Raw genomic sequence first — 20,383 nt, forward strand, 5'->3', positions numbered from 1 at the left:
CTCTAAACTAAAATAGTAATTATTACTTTTTACAATAATTGTTGGAGGTATTCATTTGAGTGACACATTAATTTCAGTTGAAGACTTATCGTTAAGTTTTCCCAATCACCCAGTGTTATCTGGGCTCAGCTTTCAGGTTAACCGGGGGGATTTTCTTGGCGTGATCGGCGAAAATGGGATTGGCAAGACAACCTTGGTGCGGGTGATTTTAGGTCAATTACATCCGTCTGCAGGCAAAGTGGTCATCAAAAATGGGGTTCGAATTGGGTACGTTCCCCAGTTTCGAAATATCGATGTTGAATATCCACTTGCGATTAAGGACTTCGTTGCCTTGAATTTTACGGGGCTCAAGCTGCCTTGGCTATCAAAGAAAGAACGGACTCGGGTTCATCAAGTGATTCACCAAGTTGGGCTTGAACATATTGCTGATCGGCCACTTGGCTTGGCTTCAGGCGGTGAAAAGCAGAAGGCGTATCTCGCTCAGGCATTGATCAATCATCCTGATCTGTTAATCTTGGATGAATCCACTGCCAGCTTGGATCCTAATACCAAAAAGGAATTACTCGATGTTGTTTACCGATTAAACAAAACAAGTGGCTTAACAATCCTATTTGTTTCCCATGATATGCAGATGATTCACGAATACCCGGATCACTATTTGTGGTTGAAAAAAGGACAATACGAATCAGGGCCAATCGAAGATCTGCACAATGAGAACAAGGAGGGACAATATGTTTAGTTTTGACTTTATGCAAAATGCCTACTTAGCGGGAACCTTGATTGCGATCGTAAGTGGGATGATGGGTGTGTTTGTGATTGCAAGAAATATGCCATTCATGACCCATACTTTGTCAGAAATTGGTTTTGCCGGAGCTGCGTTTGGGATTTTCATCGGCTGGACACCATTAAATGGGATGCTGGTGTTTACGACCGTCAGTTCAATCATGGTCGGTGAGTTAAGCGGAGCGGTGGAATCAAGGCGGGAATCAGTTATTAGTGCTATTTCAGGACTGTTTATTGGCTTGGGAATTTTGTTTTTGTCGTTGTCTCAAAAGAATTCCAGTTATGCAACCAATATTTTGTTTGGAAGTGTGATTGGAATTAGTCGCCAAGATGTTATCCAAATGGCGGCATTATCGATTTTAGTGTTGATGGTCTTATTATTAATTTTCAGAAACCTAAAAGATGATTCGTTTGATCCGGTTGGCGCCCAAACAAACCACATTTATCGCAACATCATTTCAATCATTTTCTTGATTATGTTGGCCTTTAATGTCAGTGTGGCAGCCCAAATTGTTGGCTCCTTATTGATTTTTGTTCTACTGACGTTGCCAGCCTCTAGTGCTAAATACTTTGCGCACACGGTTCTTCATATGATGGCTTTAGCAGTCGGTTTTGCGTTATTCGGTGTTTGGGTTGGCCTATATTTGGGATATCTCACAAATTGGCCGGTTACTTTCTTCATTTCTTCAATTGAAGCAGCAATTTATGGCATTTCATTGTTTTACAACTTTATTCGGAGCAAAAGCAAATAAAACAGTCTAAATTTATTATATTTTTCTATATATTCCCCTAAAGACGAACATTTATGATAAGATTTTAGTATATGTTACATAAAGTAGAGGTGGAATTTTTGAAAGTACGAAGAAGCGATCGGTTGATTGACATGACCAGATACTTGCTTGAACGGCCCCATACGTTGATCCCGTTGACGTTTTTTGCTGAACGGTATGGGTCTGCCAAATCTTCAATTAGTGAAGACCTAACAATTTTGAAACGAACTTTTCAAGCCAGGGGGACTGGCTTGCTTGAAACCATTCCTGGTGCTGCCGGGGGAACCCGGTTCTTGCCTTATATTTTAAAGGAAGAGGCTGTCCAAGTCGTTAATCACCTGATTGAACAGATGTCTTCCAACACCAGGTATTTGCCCGGTGGCTACGTTTATATGTCTGATTTACTGGGCAACCCAGCGACTTTAAGAGAAATTGGGCGGGTTTTTGCCACTCAATATCTTAATCAAGATGTGGATGCAGTGATGACCATCGCAACCAAGGGTGTGCCAATTGCTCAAAGTGTTGCTGATTTCTTAAACGTTCCATTTGTGATCGTGAGACATGATACTGAAATCACCGAAGGCTCAACAGTTAATGTGAATTATGTATCTGGCTCTTCTACCAGGATTGAAAAGATGTCGTTATCCAAACGAAGCCTCAAACCGGATTCCAACGTGCTGATCGTTGACGATTATATGCGTGGTGGCGGCACGGTTGGCGGAATGATTTCGATGGTTGAAGAGTTTGACGCGAATTTGATTGGCGTGGGAGTCGTTGCTGAAAGCACTGCACCAAACGGTCGCTCAATTGGCAATTACACGTCATTGATGCGAGTTGACGCCAAAGATAACACGGTTATTTCACAACCAGGAAATTACCTAGACAAGATTTTTAATTAGAATGCATTGGGGAGACATTGATAATGGCAACAAAGAATACAATCATATTGGCAGCTGGCAAAGGTACCCGAATGAAATCCAAGCTGTATAAGGTGCTCCATCGCCTATGCGGTAAAACGATGGTTGATCATGTGCTGACTGCTGTTGAAGGTGCTCACATGGACAATATTGTGACCGTTGTGGGATTCGGTGCTGATGCAGTTCGCGATAACTTGGGTGATCGTACTCAGTATGTCGTTCAAGAAAAACAACTTGGAACTGGTCATGCCGTTTTGCAGGCAGAGCAGCTCTTAGGTCATTTAGACGGAATGACGATGGTTGTCAGCGGAGATACCCCGCTGTTTACGACCAAAACATTTGAAGATTTATTTACTTATCACCAAAATAAAAAGGCCAAAGTCACAATTCTGACTTCCAAAGCACCAAATCCGACTGGTTATGGCCGGATCGTGCGCAATGATTTGGGAATTGTTGAAAAAATTGTTGAGCAAAAGGATGCCACTAAAGAAGAGCAGGCGATCGATGAAATTAACACCGGTGTCTACGTATTTGACAACCGGGCCCTGTTCGAAGCGCTCCACAAGATTAACAATCACAATGCGCAAGGCGAGTACTATTTAACCGACGTCATTGAAATCTTGAAGGCAGAAGGTGAAACAATTGCTGCTTACAAGATGGCTGATTTTGACGAAACAATGGGGGTCAATGATCGCTTGGCACTCGCAACGGCGACTAAAATCATGCGTTGTCGAATTAACCGTCAGCACATGAAAGATGGTATTTCGATGATTGATCCTGAGCGGACCTATATCGATAGTGATGTCAAGATTGGCTCGGACACGATTATTGAACCAGGCGTCCAGCTCAAAGGACAGACAGTGATTGGTGAAGATTGTTATATCGGTGCTAATTCTGAAATTCGTGATTCGATTATTCACGATCATGTCACTGTCACTTCTTCGTTAATTGAGCAGTCTGAAATGATGGACCACTCAGATATTGGTCCTAATAGTCATCTGCGTCCTCAAGCAATGATTGGCAAGCATGTTCATCTTGGTAACTTTGTTGAAGTTAAGAAGGCCTCGATTGGTGAAGGCACCAAAGTCGGTCATTTGACCTACGTTGGTAACGCCAAGCTTGGTAAGAACATCAATGTTGGCTGTGGGGTGATCTTCGTCAATTACGATGGCGCTCACAAACACGAAACCACTGTTGGCGATGATTCCTTTATTGGAAGTAACTCCAATTTAATTGCGCCGCTTGAAGTAGCTGATCATTCATTTATTGCCGCCGGGTCAACGATTAACCGTCAAGTTAATCAATACGACATGGCGATTGCCCGTAGTCGGCAGACCAATAAACCTGGCTATTTTAAAAAATTACCATATCAAAAGGATTAACGCTGAAATTTTTAGCGAAAACATTGTATAATCAATGTGGGAAAGCGAATTGAACTAATAAAACGTATGGGAGGATCATATGTCTCAGCAATATTTTGATTCTAAACTTAAAATTTTCGCGTTAAACTCTAACCGGCCATTAGCGGAAAAAATCGCCAAAACAGTTGGTGTACCGCTTGGCAAGACCTCCGTTGACCGGTTCAGTGATGGTGAAATCAGGATTAACATCGAAGAAAGTATTCGTGGTGATAATATCTTCATCATCCAATCAACTTCAGCTCCTGTGAACGATAATTTAATGGAACTATTAATCATGGTAGATGCCTTAAGAAGAGCCAGTGCGGGAACAATTAATGTTGTGATTCCTTACTATGGTTACGCACGTCAGGATCGAAAGGCCCGATCACGTGAACCAATTACCGCCAAGTTAGTTGCAAATATGCTTCAAAAAGATGGTGTTGACCGGGTCGTATCACTCGATCTTCATGCTGCCCAGATCCAAGGCTTCTTCGATATCCCTGTCGATCATCTAATGGGGGCCCCATTACTAGCCGATCATTTTATCAAGCAAGGTTTCGGGAATGATGATGTCGTAGTTTCTCCTGATCACGGTGGAGTTTCTCGGGCGCGCGCATTAGCTGAGTTTTTAAAGGCACCCATTGCCATTATTGACAAACGTCGTCCTCAAGCCAACGTTGCTGAAATTATGAACATCATTGGTGATGTGTCAGGTAAACGTTGTTTAATGATTGATGATATGATTGACACTGCTGGGACAATTACGCTTGGTGCTCAAGCGCTAATGGATGCAGGAGCCTCTGAAGTTTATGCATGTTGTACTCATCCAGTATTGTCAGGTCCGGCAATTGAACGAATTAAAAAGTCACCAATCAAGCAGCTGGTTGTGACTGATACCATTCAGTTACCAAAAGAAAAACAGTTGGACAAGATCCAACAAGTTTCTGTTGGGCCGTTAATTGGTGATGCCATTAAACGGATCAATGAAGACAAGCCGGTAAGTCCACTCTTTAGAAATAGATTTCGTGGTGATAAGGGTTAATGGTTGAAAAGCTCAAAACGCACATAACAGCGACTAGTGTTGTTGGTATTTTAGTGATCAACTTGCTATTAGTTTTGTTTGGTGTCCCCAAAATTGCATTAGGTAACGCAGACTTTTTACTGGGGTTATTTTTAACCGTTTTGGCGTCAATTTTCGTTGTCGGGTCCGGCCACCTGTTCACTGGCTGGCGGTTTATTCCAAAAAAGAAAAAAACGGATTTGGAATCAGAGAATGACCCTAAGCATCCTAAAGCAAAAGATGTTGCATCGATTAAAAATCAACCTATTAAGGTTAACAAATACGCTCGTTTTTGTATTGCAACGGGCGGTTTGCTAATTGCTTTGGGGATTATACTCACGATTATTTAAAGAATTAAATTGGGACGAAAGGTGCTTTGGCCCCTAGAATTTAACAAGAAAAACCAGTTATTCCAACATCAGGAATAACTGGTTTTTCTTGTTAAATTCTAGGATCAGCCGTTTATCGCAGCTTTTATCTGAATATCAGTAGTGATCCAAATGATGATCACTGATTGAAAATCAACAGAGGTTCCAGCCTCTTTTTGGCTTAAATGGCAGGGTTAGCCGTTTGTCGCAGGTTTTATCAATGTAAATTTGGAAAGCCAAATTGTATTGATAAACAGGTCACCGACTAATGTCTCAGCTTCATTTTGGCTTTATAATAAATATTTTTCTAACGCATACGCAACGCCATTTTCGGTATTAGGCTTGGTCACAAACGATGCGGCATCCTTTACTTCTGCGATTCCGTTGTCCATTGCAACTCCCAAACCGGCATACTTAATCATCGTCAAATCATTTTCTTGATCACCCAATGCCATGACATTATCTGCCGTATAGCCCAACTTCTCAGCAAGTTCGCCCAATGTTTTACCTTTGTTCGCCTGTTTGCTCATAATCTCAATGAAGAATGGCTCGCTTTGGACGATGTAAAGTTGTTGCTGAAGGTCGGCGGGAATATTTTGATAGGCATTGCTAATCAACTTTGGATCATCAATCATCATCACTTTTGAAATGACAAGATCTCGTGAAATGTCTTCAGGTGCCCGGTATTTGACTGGTAGCCGGACCAGATAACTTTCGCCGATGGTATAGGGGCTTAGATCCCGATTAGTGGCATAAATTGTGTCAACGGTTTCTAATTGGAAGTGGACGCCAAATTTTCGACTCAGCATTTCAGTTTCCAAGAAATCATCGTAACTTAACGTGTGGTGGACGAGGATCTCACCGCCCAAGGTTTGGGCCATCGCACCATTAAAAGTGAGGGCAAATTCATCGGCACCATTAATGTTTAGACTGTCCAGATAGGGTTGAACGCCAGTCAGTGGCCGGCCACTCGCTAGGACCACCTTGATTCCTTTTTGCCTGACGGCGGTAATTGTGTCAATGGTGGCTTGAGCGAGTTGGTGCTTTTCGTTTAATAACGTGCCATCGATATCGATAGCGACTAATTTGATGTCCATAGGGAATTCTCTCCTCTAAATTATTATTTAATTAATTGATCGTTACGAATATGATGATTAAATTCATCGTACTCGGGTTGGAACAGGTCAACATTTTCTTCTGGCCGGAGAATTTCTCGGGGGAAGAAGAAGCGGTTGTCACCAGTTTGCTTATCAGAGATGGCTCGTACCAGTGGGCTGATTGACGACAGCTCAATCAGCGAGCCGTCATTTTGCATCAGTTGAATTTGTTTTTTGCCAGGTCGATAGGCATCGTAAGGAAGGTCAAAACTGTTGTCAGTCGCGGTATAGTACTTGGGATTAAACCCAGACTGCTCAATGATTTCCCTCAGGCGGGGCAAGAGGTCCTTGGTTGAATCATCAAACTTAACCGATTTGAGTGGCTTGCGGTCAATAAACCTGCTTGCTAAATTACTCAGTAAGTCATCCGGGTATCGTTTCCAATGGATGAAGTAGGTATTCAAGACACCATCATCTAGTTGCAAATAATCATCTAAGTTAAAATCGTGATGGAAAAATGGCAACAGAAGGTAAGGCGTTTGGGGATTATGCTTTAAGCCTTCTTCACTGAAAATTTCGTTGGCCCGTTGTAACAAACGATTTAAGATCACTTCCATTGCTCTGGAAACGGGATGGAAATAAACCTGTTGATACATTTGGAACCGGCTGACGATATAATCTTCGACAGCGTGCATGCCGCTCATTTCGAAACAGATACCGTCTTTGTAAGGCCGCATCACTTCCAAAATCCTTGAAAGGTCAAATGTCCCATACTTAACGCCGGTGTTATAGGCATCTCGCAGTAGGTAGTCCATTCGATCAGCGTCAAGTTGACTGGAAATCATCTCGACAACTTGGCGATTTGGATAGGTCTTACCGATGACACTGGCAACCTTCTCCGGGAAGTCGGGACTGACCCGTTCGAGGACGTGATTAATTTCGGTCGTATGAGAAGTAATAATATCTCGGGTGATCTTTTCGTGGTCTGTTCCGAAGATATGCTCAAAGGTGTGGGAATAAGCGCCATGACCAATATCGTGAAGAAGCGCAGCACATAGGGTCACCACTTTTTCGGAATCATTCCAGAGGCCATCCCCTGGTTGAGTAGACAGCCAGTTTTCTTCAAATGATTCGATGATCCGGCGAGCAATTTCGTAAACGCCAAGTGAATGGGCAAAGCGGGTGTGTTCTGCGCCATGAAAAATCAAAGAGGTCGTGCCCAGTTGATGAATTCGGCGTAATCGTTGGAACTCACTGGTATTAATTAGGTCAAGGATGACTTGATATTTGACGTGGACATAGTTATGAACCGGGTCGCGGAAGACCTTTTCTCTCTCAAGTAGTTGATGTGCGTAATCCAAAAAATTGCCTCCTTAGACAATTGGTAACTGATCATTTCGCAATTGAATTTTTTTTAGTTGGGTTGCTTGTTCCGTAGTGAATTGGCTGGAACGCAGAAATTCAGGAGCGGATGATAAATCAACCGACTCACCTTGCTGGGTTAAAGTTGTCAGGAGTTGTTGTTTGACTTTCGGGATGGTGATGGTTGGTAAGCCAAGTGCCGCTAAAGTCGTCATCGTTGTTTTGTCGACGGTTGGGAATTGCCAACGATCCTGGGTGTAGGCGCCACTCTGAGTGTAGAAGTCTGCCACTGTTTGGCTTCGGAAATCCTGATTGCCACTGACGCTCATATACAACATTAACACCAAGGCATTCGGCGTTCGCCGCTGGGCAATTCCAGCAAACTTTAGATCGTTGACGCTCAAGTCAAATTTCCCGGGACAGTATGAATGAACAATTTCATAGGTTTTGATTGGAAGACTTGGCCAACACAGCTGAATTAATCCAGCGATTTCTTCATAGGCTTCATCAACCGAATAAGTGGTTCGGGCCAACGGGATAAATAACGAAATATTCAAGACGTCAGGATCACTGACCACAGCCAAGCCACCGGAATTTCTCAGAAAATAATCAAAATGATTGCTTTTTAACGATTTGAGTCCCAAACTCAGCTTTGGTAAGTGACGATCATTAATGCCCAAGATGAGAGTGGGCTGTTCGGTTGTCCAAAAATGAAGAAAGGGCCGCTGAAATTTATCACAAATTTCAAGTAGGGCATTCGTGTCTGCAAAGCTTGTTAACTTCTCTTCACTTGAATATGTTTGATTAATCACGGTGATTGGAACGTTTGCAAGCTTCATCTCATGTCCTCCATTCAAAATAGCAACTTAATTAATTATAACAGAATCCGCTACCAATATTGAATAAGATCCGTTAAAGGCTTGCAGCCAAACTGATCATTTAAAGATAAAATGGGTGCTAAATTCGGGTTGAGGTTATATAATGTATTAGTTAGGCAAGTAGTAGAGTTAAAGAAGGTGTATTATGGATAATTTGGCAACTGGCGTTCCAGTTCAAATTCATTTAGAGACGAATATTGTGCAAAGTGGCGAGGAATCGAACTTTGTCTTTGATGTCACTGGTCAACTTGTTCAAGTTGGGACCAGCATCTACATTAGATACACTGAGGACGCTGAAGAAGGACCGGTACCAGTCACCATTAAGATCATGGATAACGGTGACATCAAATTAACCCGTTCGGCCACTAACCGTTTGCAATTGTTATTCAGTCAGGGTAAACGGGTTGCTGCGCGTTATCGGACACCCTATGGACTTTTGGACGTTCAGACAGTAACATCTGCGTTGGATGCAGAAATCCTGGATCAACCATTGCGTGGTAAAGTTGGAATTGATTATTTACTATATGCTGGTAATGAACTGTTGGGCAAATACAATATTCGATTGCAATTTACAATTTAATCGAGTATAGTAATTTTTAGACTGTTGTTAGACTGTTGAAAGGACGTGTACCAGTTTGGAATTAGAAGTCTTTAAAGGCCAAAACAAAAACGAACTATCGATGATTGAAGTAGCTCACGCAATCTTAGCAAAACACGGTGACACAATGCCATTTGTGGATTTAGCTAATGAGGTGCAGTCATACTTGGGCGATAGTAACAAAGAGATCCGTGATCGTTTGTCACAATTTTATACAGATCTCAACATTGATGGTAGCTTTATTTCACTTGGTGACAATCTTTGGGGACTACGAACATGGTACCCATACGAATCAATTGATGAAGCGACTGTCCACGCTGAAGAGGATGAAGATCGACCGAAGCGCAAAAAGCGTCGGAAGGTTAATGCCTTCCTTGCTGATGCTTCTGACGATGATGACGTCATTGATTACGATGACGACGACCCAGAAGATCAAGACGATGACGATTTCGTAGAAGACGACGATGGCACCGACGATGACGATAGCAGTGAAGATCTCGGTAAGTACAATAAGGATCTGGCAGACATCGACGACAGTACCGATGATGCTAGTGATGAGGACTTACCAGATGGCATCGAGGGTCAGCTGAATGAATTGAATGATGACGATGATGATGATTCGTTCGGTGATGATGGTGACGACGATGATTACAATTCAAAAGATAATCAATAATTCTTGACTAATTTCCAAAAAGTATGTATTATATTTTTTGGGCTCCTTGAGTTTTCAAGGACATCTGAACGATGATTAATTGTTCCCTATTCACTTATGGATAGGGATTTTTTTATTTGTGATTCCCCGTTGAACTAGTAAGAGGAGAGGATTATATAATGACCAAATATATTTTTGTAACTGGTGGCGTTGTTTCTTCCTTAGGAAAAGGGATTGTTGCAGCTTCACTAGGTCGATTGTTAAAAAATCGCGGATTAAACGTCACAATTCAAAAATTCGATCCATACATTAACGTCGACCCTGGTACGATGAACCCTTACCAACATGGTGAAGTTTTCGTTACCGATGATGGAACCGAAACTGATCTTGATCTTGGCCATTATGAACGATTTATCGACAATAACCTCAATAAGTATTCAAACGTGACGACCGGTAAAATTTATGATGAAGTTTTACGTAAGGAACGTCATGGAGATTATCTTGGCGCAACCGTTCAAGTGATTCCTCACATCACGGGAATGATTAAAGAAAAAATTATGCGGGCCGCCAAAGTGACTGATGCAGAAATTGTGATCACTGAACTTGGTGGAACTGTTGGTGATATTGAAGGGCTGCCATTTTTGGAAGCCATTCGTCAAATGAAGACGGAGGTTGGTGACGAAAACGTCTTTTATGTTCATACAACCTTGATTCCATACTTGCGGGCAGCTGGTGAAATGAAGACAAAGCCAACTCAGCATAGTGTGAAGGAATTGCGCAGTCTGGGAATTCAGCCAAACTTACTGGTTGTCCGTTCGGAAAAGCCAATTACTGATTCGATGCGTAAGAAGATTTCTTTGTTCTGTGACGTTAAGCCACAGGCGGTTGTTGAATCTTTAGATGTGCCAACTCTCTACACGATTCCGCTGAACTTGCAGAAGCAGGGAATGGACCAACAGATTTTGGAACATTTCGGAATTGAGAAGCCAGCTGCCGACATGTCTGACTGGCGTGAATTAGAGCAGCATGTACAGCATTTGAAGCGAACGATCCATATTACCCTGGTAGGTAAGTATGTTGGCCTTCACGACGCTTACATTTCCGTTGCCGAGGCATTGAAGCATGCTGGTTACCGAGTAGATGCAGACATTGATTTGGAAATGTTGGATTCCGAAAAGATTAACGATGACAATGTTGAAGAATTACTCTCATCAGCCGATGGTATTATTGTTCCCGGCGGTTTCGGTGATCGTGGGATTGAAGGCATGATTACTGCGATTCGCTATGCTCGGGAGAAAGACGTGCCATATCTCGGTGTCTGTTTGGGGATGCAAATGGCTTGCGTTGAATTTGCCCGCGACGTTCTTGGGTACAAAGATGCCAATTCAACTGAAATGAATCCGAGAACCAAACATAATGTGATCGATTTGATGGCCGACCAAGAGGACGTTCATGATATGGGTGGGACTCAACGATTGGGTGCTTATCCATGTAAGTTGAAGCCAGGTACAGTGGCTGCCAAAGCTTATGATAATGCCGACGTGATTTCAGAACGCCATCGTCACCGTTATGAGTTTAACAATGCTTATCGTGAGGCAATGGAGAAAAATGGCATGGTGATTTCAGGAACATCACCTGACAATCATTTGGTTGAAGTTGTTGAAATTCCTGCAAACAAGTTCTTCGTTGGTTCTCAATATCATCCAGAATTCATTTCTCGACCAAACCGGCCAGAAGGATTATTCAAGGACTTTGTGGCAGCAGCCAACGACGTTTATCTTGAGAAAAATAAGTAATAAGTCCATTTTTGGGCAAGGGGTTGGGGCGTAATGCCCTGACCCTTTTTCGTAAAGTGCGGGTGTTCAAAGAGAATGGCTTTGGCTTCTTTGATTTAATCCATGAACACCACACACTATCATTGTGTTTCCTGTCACACATTGTATAATTCAACTAAAGGGATTGTATTTTGCAAGCTTTTTCTTTAAGATGTTTCATAGCATTAAAAATGTTCGATTGTAAAAGTGAGGAAAGTTTGATGACTAAATTAATAATAAATGGCGGGAATCGTCTTTCTGGTGAGGTGTCCATTGGCGGTGCTAAGAACAGCACAGTTGCGCTTATTCCGGCCGCCATTTTAGCCGACACACCAGTTAAATTCGATTCGGTTCCAGACATTTTAGATGTTCACAATTTAATGTTGATTTTAAAATCAATGAATGTATCGTCTCAATTTAAGGGCGATGTTTTGTCAATTGATCCGACAAATATTGTCGAAGCACCGCTCCCAAGTAAGGCGATTAAGAGCTTGCGAGCTTCTTACTATTTCATGGGTGCATTGTTGGGGCGTTTTCAACGTGCAACGGTCAGCTTTCCTGGTGGCGATAATATTGGCCCGCGACCGATTGACCAGCATATTAAGGCCTTTAAGGCACTGGGGGCTGAGGTGAGCGATCATGATGGGACTGTGACCATTCAAACGGGTCCAAATGGTCTGCATGGTGCGCAGATCTTTTTAGATGTGGTTTCTGTTGGAGCAACCATTAATACAATTCTTGCATCTGTTAAAGCACCGGGGACGACGGTGATTGGTAACGCTGCTAAAGAACCGGAAATCATTGATATTGCGACATTTTTAAATAACATGGGCGCAAATATCAGAGGTGCCGGTACCGATGTCATTCGAATTGAAGGGGTGCCAACCCTCCAAGCTCGTAACACCCACACAATTATTCCTGATCGAATTGAAGCTGGTACATATCTTTCCTTGGCCGCAGCAGTTGGGGATGGTGTTTTGATTACGAATATTATTCCAGAACATTTGGAAGCATTTGTGGCAAAATTGGAGGAAATGGGTTGTGATTTAACAGTTTATGAAGACAGCATCTATGTTGGACCTTCACACGACCTGAAGCCGATTCAAGTTAAAGTGATGCCATTTCCGGGATTTGCGACTGATTTGCAGCAGCCGGTGACCCCACTATTATTTAAGGCGAGTGGCAGGAGTATCATCATCGATACCATTTATCCTAAGCGAATCAAGCACATTCACGAACTTAACAAATTAGGCGGTCATATCAAATCAGAAGATACTGATGAGGGTGTAATCGTTGTGGATCCTTCGCCACACTTGACGGGAGCCCACGTTGATGCTGGTGAAATTCGCGCTGGTGCATCATTGGTTATTGCTGGTCTCATGGCAAATGGCACAACTGAAATCTCCCACGCCGAGTACATCTTGCGGGGATATGGGAGTATAGTCGATAAATTGACGTCAATCGGTGCAGATGTCAAACTGGAAGTTGAAGAAAAAGTTTAGGCGAAAGGTTATTGAAACCCGAATTATTTTATGATAAACTAACAAGGTTGACTAATCGATAATCTCTGGGTCATCAGATTGATTCAGGGCAAAGGAGCGATATATTATGAAAAAAGGAATTCATCCAGATTACCACCAAGTTGTATTTCAAGATTCAAGTACCGGATTCAAGTTTATGTCAGGATCAACTAAGACTTCTGACGAAACCATTGAATGGGAAGATGGCAAAACATACCCATTGATCCGGGTTGAAATTTCATCCGACTCTCACCCATTCTACACTGGTAAGCAAAAGTTTACCCAAGCAGATGGTGCTGTGGATCGTTTCAACAAGAAATATGGTCTTACAAACAACTAGACCCAAACAAAAAGGCGGGACACGTTATGTGGCCTGTCTTTTTGTTTGGGCATTTTTCCCTTGAATGTCAAAAATTAGGGAATTTTGTTTATATTTTGCGAGCTTGCCGCATTTCTCGCGTATTATGATAGACCAGTGCTAAATTGATTACCACTAGAATTGCAGTTGAAAGAAAAACGCCAAAATAATCAAAAGACGTTGCAACAACTGAGCCAATCATTGGACCGGCAACGTTGCCCATCGCTTGAAACGACTGGTTCCAACCGAATACCCGACCAGTCACTTGAGGAGGGGTGTTTTTGGCTAAAATGGCTTGCACGGCAGGTAACATTGCGGCGTTGGCAACACCAATGATAAAGCGTAGACCAATCAGCTGCCAAACATTGGTGACAAAGGCCATTGGGACATAAACACTAATTGCTAAAACAAATCCGATGATTAGAATTCGATCGGTTCCAATCCGGTCACCGACTCTCCCTAACAAAGGAGCAGCAAACAGTGTCGCAATTCCTGGAACCGCGGCGACAATTCCGCTGTAAAAGGTTGTGGCCGAGCTGTTATCCATGATTTGCCGAACATATAATGATAAAATTGGTACAATAGAATTGTTTGCAGCCTGAATGATCATGGTCGTGACAAACATGCCAAACACTAATTTGGCATTTGATAATTCGCCCACAACCCCGCGAGTGTTAAGCATTTCTGATTTTGCGGTTGGTTTGAAGTCTTCTTTTACAAAAATGGTTGTGACCAGGAATACCATTACAAATAAGAATCCCGTGATGAAAAAGGTGACCCGGTAACTAAAAATGGAAGCAAGGGTTCCACCTAATAGGGGACCAAAAAGTGCGCCGGAAACATTTCCAGTAACTAACATGCCTAGCGCTTGGCCACTACGTCTCTTCGGGACTTGGGTGGCAATTAGGGCATTCGCATTACTGATATAACCTGAGAACACGCCTTGAAGCAGTCGAAGACCAATTAATTGCCAGACGTTTATCACGAGGCCCATGAAGATGAAGACAATGGCCATTCCTGCAGATGCTCTAATCAGCATCAACTTTCGACCGGTTCGGTCAGCCAGCTTCCCCCAGAATGGAGAAGCCAACGCGGTTACAAAGTAGCTGGCTGCAAATGCCAAGCCACTGTACAAACTGAGTTCATTGTGCGTAAATTTTCCCAGCGAGTCGACGTAAAGTGACAGGAATGGCATGACTTCACTGAAACCAATTCCAGCCATGAACGTGCCAAACCATAACACTCGCAGATTTCGCTGCCAAGAATTCGGTGCTAGATTATTTTCAGCCAATGAGTTGATCACTCCTATTTATCAAAATAAAGTTCGCCATTGGAGGCAAACATGAAAAAAAGTCGTTTCAAACGAATCATTATTAACCTGTTCTTTGTGCTTGTGTTTCTGATTGCACTGGTACTGATCTTTAACCGCCCCATCAAAAATGAAGTGATTAAATCGTATCAGCCCAAAGTGACCCGCCAAATGGTTGAAAAATCTGAAACCAGGCAAAAACAGCAAACCAAGCGTCATTCCAAGAATGTGAGTTATGATTTCAAAAAGGTCAAATCGCTTGATTTTGAAACAGCCTTACATTCCAGGATGAACACCAACCGATTGGAAGTTGTCGGTGAAATTTTAGTGCCCAAGTCCTCAATCCACCTGCCAATTGGTCTTGGAGTTGCCAATACGACATTAGCTCTGGCAGCTGGGACGATGCGTCAGGATCAAAAAATGGGGCAGGGTAACTATCCATTAGCCGGCCACCATATGGTAAATCGCCATGTGTTATTTGGCCCACTGTACTTCAAAACTAAAGTTGGCGACAATATTTATCTGACTGATTTGAAAAAAGTGTACCATTACCGGGTTTACCGACGAGTTTTCATTGCTGCGACCCGGGTAGATGTGGTCAAGCAGACTAAGAAGGCAATTGTAACATTGATTACGTGTGATGCAACGGGAGCGGGGCGCTTAATGATCCGCGGTAAGCTCGTTAATCAGTACTCTTTGAGTCAAGCGACGCCAAAATTAAAACGAGCCCTTTTGAGGCCCGCCAATCATTAAAGCAAGTTCGCTTTGATGTAATCCAGCCATTTCGGCAACGACTCGGATAACTGTGCATAGGTTCGACCAAATTTATGGTCGTACCACGGATCTGGAATGTCTTTTCCCATTTCATTTGGAAGAATGTCCAAGCACAGATGAATTTTAGCCTTATCACTTTCAGGAGCCATTTGCTTCAGATAGTAAATGTTCTGGCTATCCATCCCGATAATCAGGTCAGCCCACTCAAAATCTTTTGTCTCAATCGGCCGAGAAGTCATTCCGGTCCAATCGATACCATGCATTTCAAGTTCGGCTTGTGCGCCTGGATGAGGGGGATTTCCCTGTTCTTCGCTACTGATTCCCGCTGAATCAATGGCAATTTTGTCAGCAAGTCCCGCATCCTTGACCATTTTCTTAAAAATTGCTTCTGCCATTGGCGAACGGCAGATATTTCCCAGACAAACAAATAAAACGTTAGTCATTACTTTAACCTCGTCACCATTTTTATATTAACAATAATGTTACCAACTATTGAGCAAAAGGGCAAACAAATTCATTTTTTGAAAGGTATTTACAGACATCTTTGTCAAAGGGTAGTACAATTAAATTAGACTTTTATATGGGGTAATGACACAATGAAGGGCAATTTTATTTTTATCAATACAAATCCGATTTCCAACATGATTCTGTCATCGGGGATTACTGCCGCTGATTTTATTAATGGATTGGACCAACTGCCAGATAATATTATTTTGTTGAACAATGATGAAGAAGATGCAAATGGGTATAATTCTCACTCTAAGTTCAATTTAATATTTGGCTCGTCTGAAATCCGGCAATACCTGCTCAAAAATCCAAGTGGGCCGAAGAAGTTTATCGATTTCGATGATGAAGATAGTGTCAATAATTTGTCACCATACGAGATCGCTGAACTCTTGTATCTTGCGCACTTTGGAACCCCGATGGGTCGCCCATTTTCTTCCAAGTTATTGAACCACTATATTTATCTCACCCAAGATGATCGGACGATTCGATCCTACTATCGACGATTTTCAGATTTCAATCATGTACTGGAAATTGCCGTCAAACGAAATCTTCGCGAAACCCATAATACATTGCGGGTATTTTTGCGGCCGTTGGCAATCAAGGACATCGATAATTCCATTCTCATTGAGCTGATTACCAAGGCCAATGATGGCTTGTTCATTCTATTTGGTTCAATTAGGGAACGAAATCGCACGTACCATATTCCAATTAGAATTTTGAAAAATCCGGATCAAGTCTCAATTATTTTAAGAACCAAGACGATTATTGAGAATACAAATTATGTTGGTGATTTGAGTTACAATTTACAAAATTCCACATGGAAGTTAGAATGGCAAGATCAAGCGGCGGGTGTTTAGCTGGTTGATTTTTTGTTATAATTGACAGTAACTATTCAAAATTGGAGCGTTAAATAATGAAAATGACAATTGGCGAAATTGCTTCAGCGATCAATGCCAAGACCGATAACTTTCCAGATAGTTCCTTAAAACAAGATGTTGAAGGTGTGTGCTTTGATAGCCGCAAGCTTGAACCTGGCCAATTATTTATCCCACTGGCCGGCGATCATGATGGCCACGACTACATAGACTCAGCGATTCATAACGGCGCAGTTGCAACGTTATGGGCTGCTGACAAAGCCGACCGGCTGCCGCTTTCAATCCCAGCATTGGTGGTTAATGATCCATTGACGGCGTTTCAAACCTTAAGCCGATATTATCTTACCAAGATCAACCCACGGGTCATTGCGATTACCGGCAGCAATGGTAAAACAACCACAAAAGACATGATCGCTGCCATCCTTTCAAGCACGTTTCATGTGACCAAGACCCACGATAATTTCAATAATGAAATCGGGGTTCCATACACAATTTTGCAGATGGAGTCCAATACGGAGTTCTTGGTGGTTGAAATGGGGATGGATCGCCCAGGTCAGCTGGATTTCCTATCAAAGTTGGTGCAGCCGGATGTCGCGATCATTACGATGATTGGCGAGGCCCATATCGAATTCTTTGGGACCCGCGCTAAGATTGCTGATGCCAAAATGGAAATCACCCACGGATTGAAATCAGACGGTTTATTCATTTATGATGGCGACGAACCATTGCTGGTGGAACGGGCCAAGGCAGTTTCGACGGCTCAGAATACGTTTGGCCGCGAATCTAATGATGATATTTACGCGACAGAAACTCAAGATAGTCAGTACAGCACATCCTTTAAAGTCAATTTATGGCCGGATATGACGTTTGAAATTCCCATGATTGGTGATTATAACGTCAATAACGCGCTGGCAGCAATGGCGGTCGGTCGGGTGTTCCAAATTTATCCATCAATGATTCAAAAGAGTTTAACAAAATTTGATCTGACGAAGAATCGAACCCAGTGGCTGGTTGGCAAAGCAGGGGAGAAAATTCTAAGCGATGTCTATAATTCCAATCCAACTGCAGCTAAAGAAGTGCTGACGGCTTTCCAGGAAACACCAACAAAAGGCCGGCGAGTTGCGGTACTGGGTGATATGTTGGAACTTGGCAGTCAGTCAAAGCGGATGCATGCATCGTTAGCCAGCAGTATCGATCCCAGCCAAATTGCGATGGTTTATTTAGTCGGTGATGATATGGCTGCATTATATGATCGATTAAAGCCGGTATTTGCACCGGAAAATTTACATCATTATTCAGCAGATCAACTCGATAAGTTAACTGCCGATCTAACGGCCCAATTAACCGCCGATGATGAGGTTATGTTGAAGGCGAGTCATGGGCTTCATCTAGAGAATGTCGTGGATGGGTTAGTGAAGAAAGAGTAGTGCATATAATCGTCATCGAAAAACAGGTGCGCTTAGTCAAAGCCCCCGACCCAATATTTTGCAAAAGAAGTTGGAAGTTCTAAGTTTAACCGCTTTCGCCACGCCCTTTTCCCTTGCGTATTCCCTACAAACGGTGTAAACTAAAAAAGTTATTTTGTAATAAATGATTTATGGTCAGGCTAATGACCGAACATGAGAAACGGATTTTTCTCTAGTCATTGGCGGAACCTTAATTGTTTCAATAATTAGGAGGAAACATATTTGAAGTTTAGTGAATTAGGATTATCAGACCGCTTACTCTCAGCAATTTCCAGTAGTGGTTTTGAAGAAGCAACTCCCATCCAAGCAGAAACCATTCCGATGGTTCTTAAGGGTCAGGATGTTATTGGTCAGGCACAAACTGGAACGGGTAAGACGGCTGCATTTGGATTACCAATCTTGCAGAAGATTGATTTTGACAATCCCAATGTCCAAGCTCTAATTATTTCACCAACTAGAGAGCTTGCAATTCAGACCCAAGAAGAAATTTATCGACTCGGTAAAGACGAAAAGGCTCGCGTTCAGGTCGTTTATGGTGGGGCAGATATTCGCCGCCAAATCAACGCTTTAAAAGACCATCCACAGATTATTGTGGGAACTCCTGGACGACTCCTTGATCATATCCGTCGTCATACATTGAAGTTAGAGCACATTAAGACTTTGGTTCTTGATGAAGCCGACGAAATGTTAGATATGGGATTCTTAGACGATATTGAAAGTATCATCAAACAAACCCCTGAAGAGAGACAAACACTTTTGTTCTCTGCAACAATGCCTGCTCAAATTAAGCGGGTTGGGGTTCAGTTTATGAAGGATCCCCAACAAGTTAAGATTAAGGCTAAAGAATTAACTACGGACTTAATTGATCAATACTATGTTCGATTGAAAGAATACGAAAAGTTTGACACAATGACGCGTTTCTTTGACGTCCAAGATCCTGAAGTTATCCTTGTCTTCTGTCGGACAAAGCGTCGGGTTGACGAAGTATCAAAAGGATTGGAAGCGCGTGGCTATAAAGCTGCTGGACTTCATGGTGACTTAACTCAAGCTCGCCGTTCTCAGATCATGCAAGAATTTAAGCGTGGCAAAATTGATATTTTAGTTGCGACTGATGTGGCTGCTCGTGGAATTGATATTTCTGGTGTTACCCACGTTTACAACTATGATATTCCGCAGGATCCAGATAGCTATGTTCATCGGGTTGGCCGTACTGGTCGTGCCGGGAAGCATGGTGTTTCAATTACATTTGCAACACCAAATGAAATGGAATACTTACGAGAAATCGAAAAGTTAACCAAAGTGCGCATGTTGCCTTTGAAGCCACCAACAGAACAAGAAGCGTTTGTTGGTCAATTAAATTCAGCAGAATCTGACATTGCTGATTTGATTCAAAAGACGAATACTGATAAGTATCAGAAGATGGCTGACAAGCTTCTTGATGAGTACGAAGCCAGTGATTTAGTTGCTGCCTTATTAAATGATGTGACACGGGATAATGTGAAAGTTAAGATTACCCCTGAACGCCCATTATCACGGCATCATGGTGGTCATGGCCGTAATAGCCATCGCGGTGGTGGTCATTGGGGCGGTTCACGTAACAATCACCGAAATAATGATCGTAACTCAGGCCGTAACCGTAGCAGAAATGGTAGCGGTAATCGTGATCGAGATCGCAATCATGGCGGAAGCAAGAATAGCAGTAAACGTTCAAGCGGCGGTAGCAAACGGCGCTTCACAATTAAAAATTCATAATTGAATGAACTAAAGCAGTTGGAGAACCTTTCCAGCTGCTTTTTTTGGGTCAAAGTCAAATCGTATTGATGGCGACTTATGAGCATCACCGAAAGGTGATGCTTTTTTGTTATTAGGCATGAA

At 42.5% G+C, this 20,383-nt stretch carries 20 protein-coding genes; 15 read left to right on the forward strand and 5 right to left on the reverse strand.

Annotated elements, in window-relative coordinates; genetic code table 11:
* Positions 1 to 55 precede the first annotated feature (55 nt).
* The 6 genes from KTE19_RS02720 to KTE19_RS02745 all read left to right on the forward strand — a co-directional run bounded on the left by KTE19_RS02720 (position 56) and on the right by KTE19_RS02745 (position 5,280).
* Positions 56 to 739, forward strand: coding sequence for a metal ABC transporter ATP-binding protein (locus tag KTE19_RS02720; RefSeq protein WP_217162362.1), 684 nt, complete (start codon positions 56 to 58; stop codon positions 737 to 739).
* Positions 732 to 1,535 (forward strand): metal ABC transporter permease, encoded by an 804-nt coding sequence (locus tag KTE19_RS02725; RefSeq protein WP_217162360.1) that lies wholly within the window; start codon positions 732 to 734, stop codon positions 1,533 to 1,535. Before KTE19_RS02720 ends, KTE19_RS02725 begins: the two co-directional genes overlap by 8 nt.
* A gap of 98 nt (positions 1,536 to 1,633) precedes the next feature.
* Positions 1,634 to 2,452 carry a pur operon repressor gene (gene purR, locus KTE19_RS02730; protein ID WP_186825936.1) on the forward strand — a complete coding sequence of 273 codons (819 nt, stop codon included), beginning with the start codon at positions 1,634 to 1,636 and terminating at the stop codon, positions 2,450 to 2,452.
* Positions 2,453 to 2,475: 23 nt separating this feature from the next.
* Entirely contained in the window at positions 2,476 to 3,852 is a 1,377-nt protein-coding gene (gene glmU / locus KTE19_RS02735; protein ID WP_056981621.1) for a bifunctional UDP-N-acetylglucosamine diphosphorylase/glucosamine-1-phosphate N-acetyltransferase GlmU, read from the forward strand.
* 79 nt (positions 3,853 to 3,931) lie between these two features.
* A complete protein-coding gene (locus KTE19_RS02740) occupies positions 3,932 to 4,912 on the forward strand; it encodes a ribose-phosphate diphosphokinase (RefSeq protein ID WP_217162358.1) in 981 nt (326 codons plus the stop codon).
* Complete coding sequence (locus KTE19_RS02745) at positions 4,912 to 5,280, forward strand: DUF3899 domain-containing protein (RefSeq protein WP_217162356.1); 369 nt, start codon at positions 4,912 to 4,914, stop codon at positions 5,278 to 5,280. The genes KTE19_RS02740 and KTE19_RS02745 overlap by 1 nt, the downstream gene beginning before the upstream one ends.
* A gap of 308 nt (positions 5,281 to 5,588) precedes the next feature.
* Here the strand turns inward: KTE19_RS02745 and yidA are convergent, their stop codons facing one another.
* Genes yidA through KTE19_RS02760 form a run of 3 tightly spaced genes read right to left on the reverse strand, consistent with a single transcriptional unit; the run spans position 5,589 to position 8,596 of the window.
* A complete protein-coding gene (gene yidA, locus KTE19_RS02750) occupies positions 5,589 to 6,395 on the reverse strand; it encodes a sugar-phosphatase (protein ID WP_217341564.1) in 807 nt (268 codons plus the stop codon).
* A 23-nt stretch (positions 6,396 to 6,418) separates the two neighbouring features.
* Positions 6,419 to 7,756: an HD domain-containing protein gene (locus KTE19_RS02755; RefSeq protein ID WP_217341565.1), complete on the reverse strand. Its 1,338-nt coding sequence runs from the start codon at positions 7,754 to 7,756 to the stop codon at positions 6,419 to 6,421.
* A gap of 12 nt (positions 7,757 to 7,768) precedes the next feature.
* Positions 7,769 to 8,596, reverse strand: a complete 828-nt coding sequence (locus KTE19_RS02760) for a lipoyl protein ligase domain-containing protein (RefSeq protein WP_217341566.1) — start codon at positions 8,594 to 8,596, stop codon at positions 7,769 to 7,771.
* A 184-nt stretch (positions 8,597 to 8,780) separates the two neighbouring features.
* Here KTE19_RS02760 and KTE19_RS02765 point away from each other — a divergent pair, with 184 nt between their 5' ends.
* The 5 genes from KTE19_RS02765 (at position 8,781) to KTE19_RS02785 (ending at position 13,559) form a co-directional block, all read left to right on the forward strand.
* Entirely contained in the window at positions 8,781 to 9,215 is a 435-nt protein-coding gene (locus tag KTE19_RS02765) for a YwiB family protein (protein ID WP_217162350.1), read from the forward strand.
* 55 nt (positions 9,216 to 9,270) lie between these two features.
* A complete protein-coding gene (rpoE, locus tag KTE19_RS02770; RefSeq protein WP_217162349.1) occupies positions 9,271 to 9,906 on the forward strand; it encodes a DNA-directed RNA polymerase subunit delta in 636 nt (211 codons plus the stop codon).
* Positions 9,907 to 10,064: 158 nt separating this feature from the next.
* Positions 10,065 to 11,681, forward strand: coding sequence for a CTP synthase (pyrG, locus tag KTE19_RS02775; protein ID WP_217341567.1), 1,617 nt, complete (start codon positions 10,065 to 10,067; stop codon positions 11,679 to 11,681).
* A gap of 239 nt (positions 11,682 to 11,920) precedes the next feature.
* Complete coding sequence (gene murA, locus KTE19_RS02780; protein WP_217162347.1) at positions 11,921 to 13,201, forward strand: UDP-N-acetylglucosamine 1-carboxyvinyltransferase; 1,281 nt, start codon at positions 11,921 to 11,923, stop codon at positions 13,199 to 13,201.
* A 106-nt stretch (positions 13,202 to 13,307) separates the two neighbouring features.
* Positions 13,308 to 13,559, forward strand: coding sequence for a type B 50S ribosomal protein L31 (locus KTE19_RS02785; RefSeq protein ID WP_056981631.1), 252 nt, complete (start codon positions 13,308 to 13,310; stop codon positions 13,557 to 13,559).
* Positions 13,560 to 13,647: 88 nt separating this feature from the next.
* Here the strand turns inward: KTE19_RS02785 and KTE19_RS02790 are convergent, their stop codons facing one another.
* Positions 13,648 to 14,868 (reverse strand): multidrug efflux MFS transporter, encoded by a 1,221-nt coding sequence (locus KTE19_RS02790; RefSeq protein ID WP_283817063.1) that lies wholly within the window; start codon positions 14,866 to 14,868, stop codon positions 13,648 to 13,650.
* A 51-nt stretch (positions 14,869 to 14,919) separates the two neighbouring features.
* Here KTE19_RS02790 and KTE19_RS02795 point away from each other — a divergent pair, with 51 nt between their 5' ends.
* Complete coding sequence (locus KTE19_RS02795) at positions 14,920 to 15,639, forward strand: class A sortase (protein ID WP_217341568.1); 720 nt, start codon at positions 14,920 to 14,922, stop codon at positions 15,637 to 15,639.
* Here the strand turns inward: KTE19_RS02795 and KTE19_RS02800 are convergent.
* On the reverse strand, positions 15,636 to 16,103 hold the full coding sequence (locus tag KTE19_RS02800) for a low molecular weight protein-tyrosine-phosphatase (RefSeq protein WP_217162344.1): 468 nt from the start codon (positions 16,101 to 16,103) through the stop codon (positions 15,636 to 15,638). The genes KTE19_RS02795 and KTE19_RS02800 overlap by 4 nt on opposite strands.
* 153 nt (positions 16,104 to 16,256) lie before the next feature.
* Between KTE19_RS02800 and KTE19_RS02805 the strand changes: the two genes are divergently transcribed.
* The 3 genes from KTE19_RS02805 (at position 16,257) to cshA (ending at position 20,260) form a co-directional block, all read left to right on the forward strand.
* Positions 16,257 to 17,024, forward strand: a complete 768-nt coding sequence (locus tag KTE19_RS02805) for a hypothetical protein (RefSeq protein ID WP_217341569.1) — start codon at positions 16,257 to 16,259, stop codon at positions 17,022 to 17,024.
* 56 nt (positions 17,025 to 17,080) lie between these two features.
* A complete protein-coding gene (locus KTE19_RS02810) occupies positions 17,081 to 18,469 on the forward strand; it encodes a UDP-N-acetylmuramoyl-tripeptide--D-alanyl-D-alanine ligase (protein WP_217162340.1) in 1,389 nt (462 codons plus the stop codon).
* A 261-nt stretch (positions 18,470 to 18,730) separates the two neighbouring features.
* Positions 18,731 to 20,260 (forward strand): degradosome RNA helicase CshA, encoded by a 1,530-nt coding sequence (gene cshA, locus KTE19_RS02815; protein ID WP_217341570.1) that lies wholly within the window; start codon positions 18,731 to 18,733, stop codon positions 20,258 to 20,260.
* The last annotated feature ends 123 nt before the right edge of the window (positions 20,261 to 20,383 follow it).

The sequence above is a fragment of the Lentilactobacillus dabitei genome (assembly GCF_019061365.1).
In the GTDB taxonomy this organism is placed as follows: domain Bacteria; phylum Bacillota; class Bacilli; order Lactobacillales; family Lactobacillaceae; genus Lentilactobacillus; species Lentilactobacillus dabitei.